Origin of the sequence: Halomonas tibetensis (assembly GCF_042643535.1) — a bacterium.
In the GTDB taxonomy this organism is placed as follows: Bacteria; Pseudomonadota; Gammaproteobacteria; order Pseudomonadales; family Halomonadaceae; genus Halomonas; species Halomonas tibetensis.
Genome location: NZ_JBHRSQ010000006.1, coordinates 304,246 through 321,929 on the forward strand (window position 1 = coordinate 304,246; position 17,684 = coordinate 321,929).

A 17,684-nucleotide genomic window follows, 5' to 3' on the forward strand; every position below is an offset into this window, starting at 1 on the left:
GAGACCACGGCAACCTGAGGAGTGCGAATGTCGCCCCAGAACTTTATGGAAATGGCCTCCTTTACCTTCAACCTGGTGGGTATGGTGGTCTGCATCGGCGGCCTCACTCTGGCCAACCGCACCCGACATCAACTACCCGGCTACCTGATGGCCGGGGCTGGGTTCCTGATCGCCGCGAGTCCGCTTCTCTACGCCATGTTCGCCGGCCCCCGCTGAGCGCCGAGGAGACTCTGCCCATGCGCCAGCCGCTGGCTTACGAACTCCACGATCTTCTCGAGCGCGGTCGCGATCGCCAACTGCGGCTGGCGGTGACGGGTCTGTCCCGTTCCGGCAAAACGGCCTTCCTGACGTCACTGGTCAATCAGCTTCGCCATGCCGGCCTGGAAGCAAGGCTCGACCTGCTGCCTGCGGCACGGCAAGGTCGGCTGCTGGGGGCCCGACGGGTCAGTCAGCAGGACCTGAGCGTACCTCGCTTTCCCTATGATCAGGCCATGTCGGCACTCGCCGAGACGCCGCCACGCTGGCCTGAACCCACCCACGGCATCAGTGAGCTACGCCTGGTACTGCGCTACCGGCCGGCGAAGCGTGGCTGGTTTGCCGGAGAGACACGTCAACTGACCCTGGACCTCTTCGATTACCCGGGCGAGTGGCTTCTTGATCTGCCGTTGCTGGCCCACAACTACCTCAGTTGGTGCCGCAGCCAACAAGCACTGGCAGGTGAGCAGCGGCGTACCCACTTCGCCTCCTGGCACGCGTCCGTGGACAGCCTGGACCCCGCCAAGGAAGCTGACGAGGCCGACTTGGCAGAGATTGCGGAGCGCTACGCCGAGGGGCTGCGCGCTGCCCGGGAGGCGGGCTTTGCCGATCTCCAGCCGGGACGTTTCCTTCTGCCTGGAGATCTCGCCGGCGCCCCGGTGCTGCAGTTCTTCCCCCTGCCCGGCTTGTCCGAGGCCGACCCGGCCGCTCTGGCGGCCCTGCCACCAGAGAGCAACTATGCCACCCTGGCGCGGCGCTTCCACCACTATCAGAAGCACATCGTGAAGCCTTTTTACCGCGACCACTTCCGCCGCTTCGACCGCCAAATCGTGTTGGTGGACCTGCTCGGCGCATTAAATGCCGGTCCGGAGCGCTTCGAGGATCTTTCACGGGCGCTGGCCAACCTGATGCAGAGCTTCGACTACGGCAAGCGAAGCCTGTTGTCGCGGCTTTTCGCACCGCGCATCGATCGACTGGCCATCGCCGCCACCAAGGCCGACCATGTCACCCCGGAACAGCACCCGCGGCTAGTGGCACTGCTCGAGGCGCTGCTGGCCGACCCTCTCAAGGATTTGCGCTTCGCCAGCGTGCCGGTGCGCGCCCTGTCGTTGGCGGCGATCCGCGCTAGCGAGGCCCGAGAAGTGGAGCATCGCGGCCAGCGCACTCCTGCCCTGCGCGCCACAGGACTCGACGGCGAACCGATGCTGCTGTATCCCGGCGAGGTTCCCGAGCGCCTGCCCGACTCGGCCTTTTGGGCCCGCCAGGGCTTTTCCTATCCGAGCTTTAGGCCACTCCCCATGGAAGGCGGCGCTCTGCCCCATATTCGCATGGATACGGCCCTGGACTGGCTGATCGGAGACAAGCTGCAATGAACCAGACCCGCGACCCACGTCCCGGCCAGCGTTTTTCAGCCAAGGCCGTAGAGGCCGAAACTCCTTCTTCCTCCCCTGACCCGCGACCCACCGAGACCTTCGACGCAGAGCTGACCAGCCGCCCTCTGGCCGACGAAGATGCAAGAGTCGGCGAACAGGCTCTGGAAGCCAGCCTGGCCCGGCCACGCCGTCGCCGCTGGGGGCTTCTCGCCCTGCTGAGTGGCACCTTGGGTCTTGGCGCAGTGGAGGCCGCCAGCACCCTCTATGCCGCTAGCCTGGGCGGCAACTGGCTGGCCGGCGCCTGGAGCTTGCTGCTCCTGCTGGCCCTGGCGCTGGGCGGCTCGGCCCTGGCCCGAGAGCTTTGGCGGCTGCGGCGACTGCGCCGCCACGACCGGCTTCGCGATCGTCTCGAGGCGCTGCCCGAGGCAGCCTCGGGAGAGGCTCACGCCACCGCCGAATCACTGCGCCGCTGCCTCGCCCTGGATGACGACCACCCCCACTGGCAGGGTTTCCTGGCCGCTCGCCAGGCGCACCACGATGGCCGTGACATCCAACTGCTGCTCGACCACCACCTGCTGGCTCCCCGTGACCGCGAGGCGAGTCGTCTCATTTCACGGATGTCAGGCGAGACGGCGATCATGGTGGCGGTCAGTCCGCTCACTCTGGTTGACATGATGCTGGTGGCCTGGCGCAGCCTGGCGATGATCGACCGCCTTTGTCGCCTCTACGGACTGGAGCTCAACTACCCGGGGAGAATTCGTTTGCTGCGCAGCGTGCTTCACCAGATGGCTTTTGCCGGCGCCACCGAGATGGCCGGCGACACCGGCATGGAAATGCTTTCCATGAATCTTGCCGGGCGGTTATCGACCCGAGCCGCCCAGGGCATGGGGGTCGGCCTTCTCAGCGCAAGGCTGGGGCTAAGAACTCAGCGGCTCACACGCCCGCTGCCATTCCCGGATGAGAGCCTGCCCCGCCTGGGCGACCTGCGCCGAGAGCTTTGGCAGCAATTGCGCCGGCTAGAGGCGGATGGCGAACGCCGCACTTGAGGGAGATCAACATTCTCCACGCCCGGGCTCGGGGTGCATGACCTTGGCGTCGAAACCCGCTAGGCTCAAATCATCCCCACCTGATACAAGGAGTCTGCTTATGTTCACCTCCATCCTGGTTCCGGTCGATGGTTCCGAGCACGCACAAAAGGCTCTCTCCGTGGCCTGCCAGCTCGCCCGTCAAGAAGAGGCTTGCACTCTTCATCTGGTGCATATCCCGGAAGAGCTCGCCCACGAGACCACCCTGGTGTGGGGCATCGGCGCCATCGCCATCGAGGCCAGCCGAGAAGAGCGCGAGGAGGCCGGCAAACAGGTAATCAGCCGCGCCACCGAGGCAGCCCGCGAGCAAGGAGCTACCGACATCGAGACCGTGATCGGCCAGGGCGACCCGGCCCGCACCATCCTGAGCGAGGCACGCAAGCGCGGCATCGATGCCATCGTCATGGGCAGCCGCGGCCTCAGTGACCTTCAAGGCTTCGTGGTCGGCAGCGTCTCCCACAAGGTATCCCATGCCGCCGAGTGCACCGTGATCACCGTGCGCTAATTCTATTCTGTCCGTTTCATGTCGACGGCGCCCGCGGGCGCCGTCGTCGTTCATGCCAGGCAAGGAGCGCTTGCACCTCTCAAGTCACTGATTTGCCTTGGACAGCGCCCGCCGCGTTTGGCGCACGCCGCGGGAGTCCGTATAGTAGCTCCCCTACCCCCGCCACACGTTTGTGATCATGCTGCAGAACAACTCCCTGCTTGCCCAACTCAAGCAACAGATTCGCTCCAGCACCCCCCGTGTCGAGGGGGTGATCAAAGCCACTCAAAAAGGCTTCGGCTTCCTCGAGACCGATGAGGGCGAGTCTTACTTTGTGCCGCCTCCCGCCATGAAGCAGGTATTGCACGGCGATCGCGTCGGGGCCGTGCTTCACGAGGAGGGAGACAAGAAGCGCGTCGAGCCCGACACCCTGATCGAGCAGGGTCTCGACCGTTTCGTTGCCCGCGTGCAGAAGCGCGAGGGCAGACTGGCCGTGGTGCCCGACCACCCCCTGATCAAAAACTCGCTCAAGGCGCGCATCAAGCGCAGTCTGGATGAAGCCACCATCGGCGACGCCGACTGGATCGTTGCTCGCCTGGTACGCCACCCCCTCAAGACAGACGACCGCGGCTTCCTCGTCCAGATCGACGAATTGGTGGCCAAGGCCGACGACCCCGCCGTTCCTTGGCGCGTCACTCTCGCTCGCCATGCCCTGGAGCAGGAGTGTCCGGACGCCGGTGACGACTGGCCGCTGCTCGATGAGGGACTCACCCGCGAGGACCTCAACGCCGAGCCCTTCTTCACCATCGATGGCGAGAAGACCCGCGACATGGACGATGCCCTGCGCATCGTATCCCGCGAGGACGGCGGTTGGGATCTGAGCGTGGCTATCGCCGACCCCACCGCCTACGTGGAAGAAGGTCATGCGGCCGATCTTGAAGCGCGTATCCGCGCCTTTACCGTCTACCTGCCTGGCCAGAACATCACCATGCTGCCTGAGCAGCTGGCCGACGACCTCTGCTCGTTGTGGGAAGGCAAGGAACGCCCGGTGCTGGCCTGCACTCTCACCGTGCACGCCGACGGCAGCCTCGGCGACTATCGCTTCTTTGCTGCCACCGCGACGTCCCATGCCAAGCTCGCCTACGACCGCATTTCCGACTGGCTGGAAGGCCAGGGAGACTGGTCCCCGGCGGATGAGATCGCTGATCAGCTCAAGGCACTGAGGGACATGACCGAGGCACGCAGCGCCTGGCGCGCCGAGCACGCCCTGGTGTTCAAGGACAGCCCCGACTTCGTCTTCGACCTGGACGAGGCCGGTAACGTATTGGATATCCGCACCGAGCATCGGCGCATTGCCAACCGCATGATCGAGGAGTCGATGATTGCGGCCAACGCCTGCTGCGCCCACCTGCTCGCCGAGCACGTAGGCCACGGCATCTTCAACGTCCACCGCGCCTTTGAGCCCGAGAAGGCCGAGGCCGCTCAGGAGTTCCTGGCCAGCCAGGATATCCAGGTGGAGCGCGAGCAGCTCACGGAGCTGTCCCGCTATACCGAGCTTAAGCGCGAGCTCGAGGGGCGCGATGACGCCTGGCTCGACGTGCGCCTGCGCCGCTTCCAGGGTTTCACCAGCATGTCGGCGAAACCCGGCCCGCACTTCGGCCTGGGTCTGTCCGCCTACGCCACCTGGACCTCGCCGATCCGCAAGTATGGCGACATGGTCAACCACCGCCTGATCAAGCGCGTGCTAAAGGGCGAGCAGGCACCCGCCGAGGCCAGCCTCGCGCTCACCGAGCAGCTCACCGAGCGTCGCCGGCTCAACCGTATGGCCGAACGCGATGTGAAGGACTGGCTCTATGTGCGCTACCTGAGCCCAGCCGCCGAGGCCCAAGACGCCTTCGATGCCGAGATCATCGCCATCAACCGCGGCGGCATGCGCGTGCGACTGATCGCCAACGGCGCCACCGCCTTCATCCCGGCTCCGATGATGCACAGCGACCGCACCAAGGTGGCGATCGACGACAAGGAGGGGCGCATTCAGATCGAGGGCGAGGAACGCTTCAAACTCGGCGACCCTATCCGCGTGGCACTGACCGAGGCACGCGAAGAAACTCGCTCGCTGGTGGGACGTCCCATAGACTGATCTTCCGGCTAGGACGGGCAACACAGGACGGCGACCTTCGGGTCGCCGTCTCGCGTTACGGCTGTCGCAGAACTGTCGCATAAACGCCCTAGGCTGACAGAAAACACCTGCGCCAGGAGGGCTCCTTGCATATTGTCGACGTCACCATGTTCCACGCGCCTGCCAGTGGCGGAGTGCGCACCTATCTGGAGGCCAAGCATCGCGTGCTGGCCGCCCGGGCCGGGGTGCACACCAGCCTGCTGGTCCCCGGCGCCGAACGCGGCTCGCTGGGCGGTGTGCATACCCTCCCCGCCCAGCGGATTCCACTGGGCCAGGGCTACCGCTTCCCGCTGCGCCGCCGTCCCTGGCGAGATGCTCTGATGGCCATGGCGCCCGACCTGATCGAGGCCGGGGACCCTTACGTTACCGCCTGGGCCGCCGTGGAGGCCGGCCAGGCCCTGGGAGTGCCTACGGTGGGCTTCTTTCACTCCGACCTGCCAAGACTGATGGGCGATCGCTTCGGCGCCAGTGTCCGTCAACGCCTGCAACGCTATGTGGGAGATCTATACGGTCGTTTCGACAGCGTGCTTGCGCCCTGCACCGCCATGGCCGAACGGCTGGCGGACTGGGGCGTTGGCAACCTGCGCGTACAGCCGCTGGGCGTTGACCTCGACGCCTTTCATCCACGGCATCATGATCCGGGACTCCGCCAACGTCTGGGGCTGGGCGATCACCAGCGGCTGCTGGTATTCGCCGGTCGCCACTCGCCCGAGAAAAATATCGACGTTCTGCTCGAGGTCATGCGGAGGCTGGGAGCAAACTATCATCTGCAGCTGATGGGGCCTGGGATGCCGACCCGGGTCCCGGACAACGTCAGCGTAGTCTCCCGCTACTGCCCTCCCACCGAGGTCGCCACCACCCTGGCCAGCGCCGATGCCATGCTGCACGCCGGTACCCGCGAGACTTTCGGCCTGGTGGCCCAGGAGGCCATGGCGTGCGGAGTACCGGTGATCGCCGCCAGAGCCGGCGCTCTCAAAGAATATATTCCTCTGGGTGCCGGCATCCTCTGTCGGCCCCGAGATCCCGACGACATGGCACGAGCAACCCGAGAACTGTTCCTCAACGACCCAGCGGCCATGGGACGCCACGCCCGCCGGCATGTCGAACGTCACTTCGGCTGGGAGCGGGTCATCGATGACCTGATGGGACACTATCGGCAACTGAGTCACGGCAGTGAGCGCCATGCCATACCACAGAACGGCTAATCCAAACCGACCATGGCCTCAGTGGCGGCCGCTACACGTTCTGTTGATCATGATGGCACTCGTTGCACCTGTCGTGGTCACCGCCTGGTTGGGGGGAACCGATGCCCTGGCGGCAGTCAAGCGGTTCCCGCTGGATATACTGGGCGTGATGCTGCTGATGGCATTCATCTGCTGGAACCTCAATGCCGCCCGGCTGCGCTTGATGCTGGATGGACGCATCGGCCGACTTGGCCAGCGCAGGGCCCTGGGCATCGAACTGACGTCCAAGTTCGCGCTTTGCGCCACGCCAGGAGGCAGCGGTGGCCCGGCCACGCTACTGGTACTGTTGGCTCAGCGTGGTTTACCAGCCTCCCGGGGAGCCGCCATCTTCCTGGTCGACCAGGGTTGCGATCTACTATTTTTCCTCTGCATGCTGTCGGGGGTAGTGGCCCTCTCCCTGCTGGGCGAGACTCAGTGGCCTCACCAGACAGTCGTCCAGTTCGCCCTGATCGCATTGGCCTTGGTGGCCGCTGGCTTTTCACTGGTGATCGCGTACCTGCCAAGGTTGTTGCGCTACCCCATATCAAGCGGCGGACGCTGGCTGAGCAGATATCGGCGCCGCTGGCTTGCCCGCCGCCTGTTGACGTGTCGCCAGGCGCTGCAGGTCACCCTGCAGCTCCCCGTCACCACGCTGCTGACGATGATGATGCTCACCGCAATGCATTGGCTACTGCGCTACAGCCTGCTCTACCTTGCGGTACTGGGCGCAGGGGGAAACGCCGACTGGCTATGGACCTTCCTGACCCAGATGCTGGCCATGGCGGCAAGCCAGTTCAGCTTTCTTCCCGGCGGTGCCGGGGCGGCCGAACTGGGGGTAGGGGGTCTGCTGCTGCCACTGATGGAGCGCGAGCAGGCCGCAGCCGCTGTATTGGTCTGGCGCCTGGTGTCCTATCACCTCTACCTGGCTGTCGGTGCCCCGCTCTTTCTGCTGTCGGCCTATCGGCTAGTGCAACGACCATCACTCTTGCGAACATCAGCGCCTTCTCAGCCGTTGAACCGCTGAACCTTCTCGGCAGTCCAGTCGACTGCCGGAGCTGACATGCCGTGTCCGCCACGGTATGCCGCATACGCCGGCGGTTCCCAGTCGGCAAGCAGCGAAGGCTCCAGCCGAAAGACCTCGACGCCAATGGGATGGCAGGTTTCCAGGGGATCCCGGGCGTCGGGGCCCCAGAGATCGACCGAGAGGTCACCGCCCGGGCAGCACGACAGCGCACAAAGCAGATCGATCTCGGCGAAGAATTCGATGTAATCGCCCTCCCGGGCCGGACAAGCCTTCATGAAGTACTGATCATCGTCATTGAGTCCGGTGCACTGGAAGACATTGAGGACGTCATGCACGTCGAACTCGGTGAGTCCGAAGGGAGCCACTGCACGTACCAGGTTGGAATGGCAGTGATGATCAAAATCTTCGCCGGTCAGCAGCTTGTTGACGTAGGGGTCGCAGCGCGTCCCCAGCAGGTCATGCACTCGTCCACCGTCAGCATCCGTGCCGTACCCCGCCAGGGTATCCTCTATGATGGTCGCCATGGGCCGCAGATAGGGTAGCGTCGACCACAGGCGATCGAACGTTGATACATGGGCCCGCTGCAGTTGGCGAGTGCGTGAAGCCCAGAAGCGCTCCCGTGGATTATGGCGATGCCAGAGGTTGAGATCTCCCACTTGCGGCCCATCCAGCGTCGAGAGACGCAGCACATGGCCCGCCGGCACCTCCCAGGCAAGCCCCTCGCGAATCGGCACGACCAGGTGATTAACTCGCGTTCTCGCCTCTGGTGCCCTCAGTCGAGCATAGAAGTCACGGTCCACGTCGAGAATGGAACCTTGCGTGGCGCGATAGGCGGCGGGGACCTTGGCCATGGAGCATCTCCGGGTAGGCGGTATGAGCTACCAAGCCTAACCCCTGATACGGAAAGCAGAAAGGACACCCTGAGGTGTCCTTTCTGTTCATGCTGCCTTGAGACAAGTGCTCGACTTACCAGCCGGTCACTTCCTTCAGGGCATCGCCGATCTCCGCCAGCGAACGTACGGTCTTCACACCGGCGTCTTCCAATGCGGCAAACTTCTCGTCCGCAGTGCCCTTGCCACCGGAGATGATGGCGCCAGCATGCCCCATGCGCTTGCCCGCCGGGGCCGTCACACCGGCGATATAGGAGACCACCGGCTTGGAGACGTTGGACTTTATGTAGGCCGCGGCCTCTTCCTCGGCGGTACCGCCGATCTCGCCGATCATCACGATCGCCTCGGTAGCCGGATCCTTCTCGAACATCTCGAGGATGTCGATGAAGTTGGAACCCGGAATCGGGTCACCGCCGATGCCAACACAGGTGGACTGGCCGAAGCCGTGGTCGGTTGTCTGCTTGACCGCTTCATAAGTCAGGGTGCCTGAACGCGACACGATACCGACCTTACCAGGCTTGTGAATATGGCCCGGCATGATACCGATCTTGGTCTCGCCGGGAGTGATCACGCCCGGGCAGTTGGGACCGATCAGACGCACGCCCAGCTGGTCGCACTCCACCTTGACGTCAAGCATGTCGAGGGTCGGAATGCCCTCTGTAATGCAGACGATCAGCTTGATGCCGGAGTTGGCGGCCTCGAGGATCGAGTCCTTGCAGAACGGAGCCGGCACATAGATAACGCTGGCTTCGGCACCGGTCTTCTCGACGGCTTCCTTGACGGTGTTGAACACCGGCAGGCCAAGGTGCTCCTGGCCACCCTTACCCGGAGTCACGCCGCCAACCATCTTGGTACCGTAGGCAATGGCCTGCTCGGAGTGAAAAGTCCCCTGGCCGCCGGTGAAGCCTTGGCAGATGACCTTGGTGTTCTTGTCTATCAGGATACTCATTACTTGCCCTCCGCTGCCTTGACAACCTGCTGAGCCGCATCGGTCAAACTGGTAGCAGCGATGATGTTCAAACCACTGGAGGACAACTTCTCAGTCCCCAGTTCGGCGTTGGTCCCTTCCAGTCGCACCACGACCGGCACGTTGACACCCACCTGCTCGACGGCACCAATGATGCCCTCGGCGATCATGTCGCAACGCACAATGCCGCCAAAGATGTTGACCAGCACCGCCTTGACGTTGTCGTCGGAGAGGATCAGCTTGAACGCCTCGGCCACGCGCTCCTTGGTGGCACCGCCGCCTACATCAAGGAAGTTCGCCGGCGAACCGCCATGCAGGTTGACGATATCCATGGTGCCCATAGCCAGGCCGGCGCCGTTGACCATGCAGCCGATGTTGCCGTCCAGGGCCACGTAGTTAAGTTCCCATGCAGCCGCTTCGGCCTCGCGCGCATCCTCCTGGGAGGGGTCACGCATCGCCTGCAGATCCGGGTGACGGTAAAGGGCGTTACCATCCAGATTGAGCTTGGCGTCGAGGCAGTGCAGGTTGCCTTCGTCGGTGATCACCAGCGGGTTGATCTCGAGCAGCGCCAGATCCTTGTCGTGGAACAGCTTGGAGAGGCCCAGGAAGATCTTGGTGAACTGCTTCACCTGGTCACCCTTGAGTCCCAGGGCGAAGGCCAACTCACGCGCCTGGTAGGGTTGAGCGCCCACCAGCGGATCGATATCGGCCTTGAGGATCTTCTCTGGCGTCTCTTCGGCGACCTTCTCGATTTCCACGCCACCCTCGGTGGAGGCCATGAAGACGACGCGACGGGTCGCACGATCGACAACGGCACCCAGATAGAGCTCCTCGGCGATCTCGGTGCAGTTCTCGACCAGGATCTTGGCCACCGGCTGACCGTTGGCGTCGGTCTGGTAGGTCACCAGATTCTTGCCCAGCCACTGCTCGGCGAAGGCCTTGGCCTCCTCCGCGCTCTTGATGAGCTTGACGCCGCCGGCCTTGCCACGGCCACCGGCGTGGACTTGGGCCTTGACGACCCACTTGTCACCACCGATCTTCTTGCAGGCTTCAGCAGCTTCTTCGGGGGTGTCGACGGCAAAGCCCTTGGACACCGGAAGACCGTAGTCGGCAAACAGCTGTTTGCCCTGATACTCGTGAAGGTTCATCGATTCATGCCATTGGTTGCATGTGACTCGAACGGTGATCCTGTCTCACCTGCTGGCGGACGTGTGGGACCACCACCGTTCCTTCCGATGCTTCGCCGGAAGGAGCGCGCCGCCCGATGGGCGGCGCTCGTTGTGCGACTTACTTGCGTTTCTTGCGGTTAACCATGTGAACGGCGTGGCCATCCACCGCCAACGCCGCTTCGTGCACGGCCTCGGACATGGTCGGATGCGCATAACACGTCAGTGCCAGATCTTCGGCGCTTGAGCCAAATTCCAGAGCGATGACGCCCTGGGCGATCATCTCGCCGGCATGCTGACCGACGATATGCATGCCCAGCACGCGGTCGGTCTCGGCATCGGCGACAATCTTGGCCTGGCCGTCAGTGGCATTGTTAGCCATGGCGCGACCGCTGGCAGCGAACGGGAAGCTGCCGACCTTGACGTTGAGTCCCTTTGCCTTGGCTTCCTGCTCGGTAAGGCCGACCCAGGCCACCTCGGGGAAGGTATAAATGACGTTGGGGATGGCATCGTAGTTCATCTCGGCCTTGTGGCCAGCGATGATGTCTGCCACCACCACGCCCTCCTCGGAGGCCTTGTGGGCCAGCATCGGGCCGCGCACGCAGTCACCGATAGCGAAGACGCTCGGCACGCCGGTACGGCACTGGTCATCGACATGGATGAAACCTCGCTCATCCAGCTCGATGCCCAAGCCGTCGGCCACAACGCCCTTGGTGTAAGGCTTACGTCCGACACTGACGATCAGCTTGTCGAAGGTCATCTCCTGTTCACCGTTGCCGTCGGTGTACTTGACGACCACTTCCTTGCCCTTGACCTCGGAGCCGGTAACGCGAGCGCCCAGCCTGATGTCCAGACCCTGCTTCTTGAGCAGCTTCTGGGTCTCCTTGGCAATGGCGGTGTCCACCATTGGCAGGAAGCTGTCCATGGCCTCAAGCACGGTGACCTCGGCACCCAGGCGACACCACACGCTGCCCAGTTCCAGGCCGATGATGCCGGCACCGATCACGCCGAGCCGCTTTGGCGTCTCCTGGAACTCCAGGGCGCCGGTGGAGTCGACGATCAGACCCTCGGTCAGCGGAGTCGGCGGGATCTCCACCGGCACGGAGCCAGTGGCGATGATGATGTTCTCGGTCTCGTAGGAGGTCGCCTTGCCGTCATTGTCGGTGACCTCGACCTGATTGGCGCCGGTCACCTTGCCGGTGCCCTGAATGGAGGTCACACCGTTGCCCTTGAGCAGGCCCGCCACGCCGCCGGTCAGGTTGGCGACGATCTTGTCCTTGCGGGCAATCATCTTCTTGACGTCCATCTGGAGGTCGCCGGCCTGGATGCCCATGTCGTCGAAGTCATCCTTCGCCTCGACAAACTTGTGGGAGGCCTCCAGCAGTGCTTTAGAGGGGATGCAGCCCACGTTGAGGCAGGTTCCGCCGAACACCGGCTTGCCATCCTCGCTGGTCCACTTTTCGACGACGGCGGCCTTGAGGCCCATCTGGGCGGCACGAATGGCGGCCACGTAGCCGCCGGGGCCAGCACCGATCACGATCACATCAAACTTGTCAGCCATATTGGCTCCCTTTGAGTGTCTTGGGTTGAGGTGCCGCTGTCTTCATCAGGCGGCACGTGCCGTTCAGATATCCAGCAGCAGGCGTGACGGATCTTCGAGCAGTTCCTTGATGGTCACCAGGAACCGGACCGCGTCCTTGCCATCGATCATGCGGTGGTCGTAGGAGACCGCGAGATACATCATCGGGCGGATCTCGACCTTGCCGTTTACCGCCATCGGGCGATCCTGAATCTTGTGCATGCCCAGAATGGCCGTCTGCGGCGGATTGATAATCGGCGTGGACATCAGCGAGCCGAAGGTGCCGCCGTTGGTAATGGTGAAAGTGCCGCCCTGCATCTCGTCGATGCCCAGCTTGCCGTCGCGAGCCCGCTTGCCGAAGTCGACGATGCCCTTCTCGACGTCAGCAATCTTCATGCTGTCGGTATCACGCAGCACCGGAACCACCAGGCCGCGATCGGTGGAGACCGCCACGCCGATGTCCTGATAGCCGTGGTAGACAATGTCGGTGCCGTCGATGGAGGCGTTAACGTCCGGGAAGCGTTTGAGGGCTTCTGAGGCCGCCTTGACGAAGAAGCCCATGAAACCGAGCTTTACGTCGTGGGTCTTGAGGAAGGCATCCTTATACTGACCGCGCAGGTCCATCACCGCGCTCATATCCACCTCGTTGTAGGTGGTCAGCATGGCGGCAGTCTGCTGGGCCTGGACCAGTCGCTTGGCGATAGTCTGACGCAGGCGGCTCATCGGCACGCGCTTCTCGGGACGCTCGCCCTCGACGGCCGGCGCTGCCGCAGCCGCCTTTGCGGAGGGCGCTGCAGGCTTGGAGGCTTTCATGGCGCTGCCGTCCTTGACCGCTTTCAACACGTCTTCCTTGAGGATGCGCCCTCCCTTGCCCGTGCCCTGGATGGCGCCGACATCGAGATCATGCTCGGCGACCAGCTTGCGCGCCGCCGGGGCGAGGATCTTGTCACCCACCTTTTCGTCGCTCGCGCCGTCATCGGCAGACGCCGCTGGTGCTTCATCGGCAGAGGTATCGGCGCCTCCCCCAGCGCCTTCAGTGAAGATCGCCAGCACTGCCTCGGACTCGACCTGACTGCCCGCCTCGGCCCTGATCTCGGAGAGGGTGCCGTCGGTCGGTGCCACCACTTCCAGCACCACCTTGTCGGTCTCGATCTCCGCCAGCACCTCGTCGCGCGTGACGGCTTCGCCGACCTGCTTGTTCCAGCTGGCCACAGTGCCTTCCTGAATCGACTCGGGGAAGGTGGGCGCCTTAACTTCGTGCTGCTTGCCACCGCCTGCGGCGGGCTTCTCAGCCTTGACGTCATCCTGCTTCTCGGCCGTGGCGTCATCTTTCTTGTCGGCCTTGGCCTCGGTCTTCTTGGCCTTTCCCTCACCGATGCGACCCAGCACCTGCTCGGATTCCACGGTCTCGCCCTCTTCAGCGAGCACCTCGGTGAGAGTGCCGGCTTCCGGTGCCAGCACCTCGAGCACCACCTTATCGGTCTCGATCTCGACGATCAGTTCGTCGCGTTCGACGCTATCGCCTGCCTTCTTGTGCCAGGCGGCAACGCTGCCCTCTGCAACGGATTCCGGAAAGGTTGGGGCCTTGATCTCGGTAGCCATGTCGTTTCCCTTGTCTGTTCTATCTCGTCCCGGTGGCGTGCCTCAAAGATTGAAGGCGTCTTCCACCAGCTGGCGCTGCTGTTCTATGTGAACGGACATATAGCCCGCGGCGGGTGCTGCAGAGGCCGGACGCCCGGCGAACGTGAGCTTACTGCCCAGGTTGCTATTGAGCATGTCGGCCACGGCCCGCAAATGATGCTGGCTCGAGTACCAGGCCCCCTGATTGAGGGGCTCCTCCTGGCACCACGCCACGTCGGTGACATTGACATAGGCCTTGAGCGCCTCGAATAGCTCCTCCTTGGGGAAGGGGTAGAGCTGTTCGATGCGAACAATGGCGACGTCCTGACGGTCGTTCTCGTCACGCCAGTTGGCCAGGTCATAGTAAACCTTTCCGGCACACAGGATGATCCGCTCGACCTTGCTGGGGTCGCGCTCACCCTGATCGGGCAGCACCATCTGAAAATGGCCGCTCGCCAACTCGTCGAGGCTGGAAGTGGCATCCTTGTGACGCAGCAGGCTTTTTGGCGACATCACCACCAGAGGCTTTCTTACCTTGCGAACCACCTGGCGACGCAGCAGATGGAAAATCTGCGCAGGCGTGGTCGGCACACAAACCTGCATGTTGTGCTCGGCGCACATCTGAAGGAATCGCTCCAGGCGCGCCGAAGAGTGCTCTGGACCCTGCCCCTCGTAGCCGTGGGGCAACAGCATGGTCAACCCGCACAGCCGCCCCCACTTGGTCTCGCCAGAGGAGATGAACTGATCCACCACCACCTGAGCGCCGTTGAAGAAATCACCGAACTGGGCCTCCCAGACCACCAGATGGTTCGGCGCCGTGGTGGCAAAGCCATACTCGAACGCTAGCACCGCCTCCTCGGAGAGATAGGAGTCGTGGATGGTGAAGCGAGGCTGACCGTCTGCCATATGCTGCAGCGGCACGTAAGCGCTGCCGTCCTTCTGGTTATGCACCACCGCATGGCGGTGAGAGAAGGTACCGCGGCCTACGTCCTGACCGGTGATGCGCACCGGATGGCCGTCATCAATCAAAGTGGCATACGCCAGGGTCTCGGCGAAGCCCCAGTTCAGCGCCATGCCGCCGGCCTGCATCTTGCGGCGATCGGCATAAATCTTGGCGACCTGACGCTGTACCTCAACCCCGTCCGGGACGTCGCACATCCTGGCAGCCAGGCGCTGAAGACGTTTCATCTCGACGGAAGTGTCGGCATGGCCGGTCCACTCATGACCCAGATAGGGCTTCCAGTCGACAAACAGCGAGGTGTTGGGCTCCTGAACGAGAGCGTTAGCCACGTGATTGCCAGCCATCAAGTCTTCACGATAGGTCTCGATCATCGCCTTGGCGTCTTCCTCGGAGAGCACGCCCTGCTCTACCAGCCGCGCCGCATAGATCTCGCGGGCGGTCTTCTGCTCACGGATCTTCCGGTACATCATCGGCTGGGTGCCACTTGGCTCGTCGGCCTCGTTGTGGCCGCGGCGGCGATAACAGACCAGATCAATCACTACGTCCTTCTTGAACTGCTGACGGAAATCGAGCGCTACTTGGGTGGCATGCAGCACCGCATCGGGGTCGTCGCCGTTGACGTGAAAGATTGGCGCCTGGACCATCTTGGCGATATCTGTGCAGTACTCGGTGGAGCGAGTATCAAGCGGATTTGACGTGGTAAAGCCAACCTGGTTGTTGATCACGATATGGATCGTGCCGCCGGTCTTGTAAGCGCGGGTCTGGGACATCTGGAACGTCTCCATGACCACGCCCTGACCAGCAAAGGCGGCGTCGCCATGAACGTTGATCGGCAACACCTTGCTGCCATCCCTGTCGTCGCGACGATCCTGACGGGCGCGCACCGAACCCTCGACCACCGGAGAGACAATCTCCAGGTGGGAGGGGTTAAAGGCCAATGCCAGGTGCACTTCCCCGCCCGGACTCATGACATTGGAGCTGAAACCCTGATGGTACTTGACGTCGCCGGAGCCGTGTTCGATGACCTTCTTGCCGTCAAACTCCTCGATCAGCTCGCCGGGATTCTTGCCGAGAATGTTGACCAACAGGTTGAGACGGCCGCGGTGGGCCATGCCAATGACCATCTCCTTGATGCCATAGCCACCGCCGCGCTGGATAAGCTCGTCCATCATGGGGATGAAGGTTTCGCCGCCCTCCAGACCAAAGCGTTTGGTACCCGGGTACTTGGACGCCAGGTAGTTCTCTAGGCCCTCGGCGGCGGTCAGCCGCTCTAGCACATGCTTACGCACCTCGTTGCCGAACTTGGGCGCGCTGCGTACCGATTCAAAGCGCTGTTGCAGCCAGCGCTTTTCCTCGGTGTCGACGATATGCATGATCTCGCAGCCGATGGAACGACAGTAGGTCTGATCCAGCGCCTCCACGATCTCCTTGAGCGGAGCCCGATCAAGTCCCAGAAAGAAGGAACCGGTCTGGAACTCGGTATCCATATCGCTCTTGGAGAGCTGATGGAAAGAGAGGTCGAGATCGGGAACCGGCGTCGGGCTGCGCAGTCCGAGCGGGTCGATATCGGCCTTCTGGTGACCGCGAAAGCGGTAGGCGTTGATCAGCTGGAGAACCTTGACCTGTTTCTTGTTCTCTTCACCGCCGGATGCGGTAGCCGCCAGGGCGCTGCGGCGAGCCTGGCCCAGCTGGTAGAACTGTTCGCGGATCGGGGAAAGCGGGACGTCTTGAGAGGCGCTGCCTTCAGGGGCCGGCAACTGATCGAAGTAGCTGCGCCACTCGTCCGGAACAGCGGCGGGATCATCGAGGTATTGCTCGTAAAGCGCTTCCACATAGTGGGCATTGCCGCCACTGACGTGTGAGGAGCGCCACATCAACTCCATTATGCCTTGTTGCATGTCTCGGTCACCCTGCACTGATGGGGTGGTATCGGCGCCAACCCACGCGGGGCGCGGCGACATCGGTAGTGCCCTGCCGGTGGGGCCAATCTCATTCCGGCGCCAACGGCCATCGGCCGAAAGCCTTTAATTTCATGGTCAAAAGCCGGTGCCCTGGGCACCGGCTTTTGACGCTTCTGTGCCAACTTCCAGCTGCGACACGCTGTCGCAACCAAAATCAGAAGGCCATGATAACAAGCTCAGGCCCACCTTTTAAGTGGCATTAAGTGGCATTGGCCAGCAGCATGTCGCGGATCTTCCCGATCGCTCGGGTTGGGTTGAGTCCCTTCGGACAGACCGCCACGCAGTTCATGATGCCGCGGCAGCGGAACACTGAGAACGGATCCTCCAACTCTGCCAGACGCTCTTCGGTCGCGGTGTCGCGGGAGTCGGCCAGGAAACGGTAAGACTGCAGCAGGCCGGCCGGGCCAACGAACTTGTCCGGATTCCACCAGAATGACGGGCAAGACGTCGAACAGCAGGCACAAAGAATGCACTCGTAAAGCCCATCGAGCTTGTCGCGGTCCTCGGGCGACTGCAGCCGCTCGATGGCCGGAGCCGGGGTGTCGTTCTGCAGATACGGCTGGATGCGCTCGTACTGCTTGTAGAACAAGCCCATGTCGACCACCAGGTCACGGATGACCGGCAGTCCCGGCAGCGGACGCAGCACCAGCTTATTGCCCTTGATCACCTCGGAGAGAGGGGTGATGCAGGCCAGGCCGTTCTTGCCGTTCATATTCATGCCGTCGGAACCGCAAACGCCTTCGCGGCAGCTGCGGCGGTAAGCCAGGCCGTTGTCGTCTTCCTTCATCATGTGAAGGACGTCCAGAACCATGACGTCACGGCCCTGGGTGTCGACCTGGAACTCCTGCATGTAGGGCGCGGAGTCGGTCTCCGGATTGTAGCGGTAGATGGATACCTGAAGCTTGGACATCGTGACT

Annotated in this window: 14 protein-coding genes; 7 read left to right on the forward strand and 7 right to left on the reverse strand. The window is 63.0% G+C overall.

Annotated features, from left to right (window positions below; all coding sequences use genetic code 11):
* The first annotated feature begins 27 nt into the window (after positions 1-27).
* The 7 genes from ACFODV_RS02440 to ACFODV_RS02470 all read left to right on the forward strand — a co-directional run bounded on the left by ACFODV_RS02440 (position 28) and on the right by ACFODV_RS02470 (position 7,623).
* Complete coding sequence (locus ACFODV_RS02440) at positions 28-216, forward strand: hypothetical protein (RefSeq protein WP_379754085.1); 189 nt, start codon at positions 28-30, stop codon at positions 214-216.
* Positions 217-236: 20 nt separating this feature from the next.
* A complete protein-coding gene (locus ACFODV_RS02445) occupies positions 237-1,628 on the forward strand; it encodes a YcjX family GTP-binding protein (RefSeq protein WP_379754088.1) in 1,392 nt (463 codons plus the stop codon).
* Complete coding sequence (locus ACFODV_RS02450; protein WP_379754091.1) at positions 1,625-2,674, forward strand: TIGR01620 family protein; 1,050 nt, start codon at positions 1,625-1,627, stop codon at positions 2,672-2,674. Before ACFODV_RS02445 ends, ACFODV_RS02450 begins: the two co-directional genes overlap by 4 nt.
* Before the next feature lie 100 nt (positions 2,675-2,774).
* Complete coding sequence (locus ACFODV_RS02455) at positions 2,775-3,218, forward strand: universal stress protein (protein ID WP_379754094.1); 444 nt, start codon at positions 2,775-2,777, stop codon at positions 3,216-3,218.
* Between the two features lie 178 nt (positions 3,219-3,396).
* Positions 3,397-5,337, forward strand: a complete 1,941-nt coding sequence (locus ACFODV_RS02460) for an exoribonuclease II (RefSeq protein ID WP_379754097.1) — start codon at positions 3,397-3,399, stop codon at positions 5,335-5,337.
* Positions 5,338-5,462: 125 nt separating this feature from the next.
* Complete coding sequence (locus ACFODV_RS02465; protein ID WP_379754100.1) at positions 5,463-6,581, forward strand: glycosyltransferase; 1,119 nt, start codon at positions 5,463-5,465, stop codon at positions 6,579-6,581.
* Between the two features lie 49 nt (positions 6,582-6,630).
* Positions 6,631-7,623 (forward strand): lysylphosphatidylglycerol synthase transmembrane domain-containing protein, encoded by a 993-nt coding sequence (locus ACFODV_RS02470; protein ID WP_379754103.1) that lies wholly within the window; start codon positions 6,631-6,633, stop codon positions 7,621-7,623.
* Here ACFODV_RS02470 and ACFODV_RS02475 read toward each other — a convergent pair.
* From ACFODV_RS02475 to ACFODV_RS02505, 7 genes are all read right to left on the reverse strand, one after another.
* Positions 7,605-8,474: an urea carboxylase-associated family protein gene (locus ACFODV_RS02475; RefSeq protein ID WP_379754106.1), complete on the reverse strand. Its 870-nt coding sequence runs from the start codon at positions 8,472-8,474 to the stop codon at positions 7,605-7,607. The genes ACFODV_RS02470 and ACFODV_RS02475 overlap by 19 nt on opposite strands.
* A gap of 115 nt (positions 8,475-8,589) precedes the next feature.
* Positions 8,590-9,462 carry a succinate--CoA ligase subunit alpha gene (gene sucD / locus ACFODV_RS02480; RefSeq protein ID WP_379754109.1) on the reverse strand — a complete coding sequence of 291 codons (873 nt, stop codon included), beginning with the start codon at positions 9,460-9,462 and terminating at the stop codon, positions 8,590-8,592.
* Positions 9,462-10,628 (reverse strand): ADP-forming succinate--CoA ligase subunit beta, encoded by a 1,167-nt coding sequence (sucC, locus tag ACFODV_RS02485; RefSeq protein ID WP_379754112.1) that lies wholly within the window; start codon positions 10,626-10,628, stop codon positions 9,462-9,464. The genes sucD and sucC overlap by 1 nt, the downstream gene beginning before the upstream one ends.
* A 139-nt stretch (positions 10,629-10,767) precedes the next feature.
* Positions 10,768-12,207 carry a dihydrolipoyl dehydrogenase gene (lpdA, locus tag ACFODV_RS02490; RefSeq protein ID WP_379754115.1) on the reverse strand — a complete coding sequence of 480 codons (1,440 nt, stop codon included), beginning with the start codon at positions 12,205-12,207 and terminating at the stop codon, positions 10,768-10,770.
* Between the two features lie 63 nt (positions 12,208-12,270).
* Entirely contained in the window at positions 12,271-13,827 is a 1,557-nt protein-coding gene (gene odhB, locus ACFODV_RS02495) for a 2-oxoglutarate dehydrogenase complex dihydrolipoyllysine-residue succinyltransferase (protein WP_379754118.1), read from the reverse strand.
* A 42-nt stretch (positions 13,828-13,869) separates the two neighbouring features.
* Entirely contained in the window at positions 13,870-16,704 is a 2,835-nt protein-coding gene (locus ACFODV_RS02500; protein ID WP_379754121.1) for a 2-oxoglutarate dehydrogenase E1 component, read from the reverse strand.
* A gap of 262 nt (positions 16,705-16,966) precedes the next feature.
* Positions 16,967-17,677 (reverse strand): succinate dehydrogenase iron-sulfur subunit, encoded by a 711-nt coding sequence (locus ACFODV_RS02505; RefSeq protein ID WP_379754124.1) that lies wholly within the window; start codon positions 17,675-17,677, stop codon positions 16,967-16,969.
* Positions 17,678-17,684 lie beyond the last annotated feature (7 nt).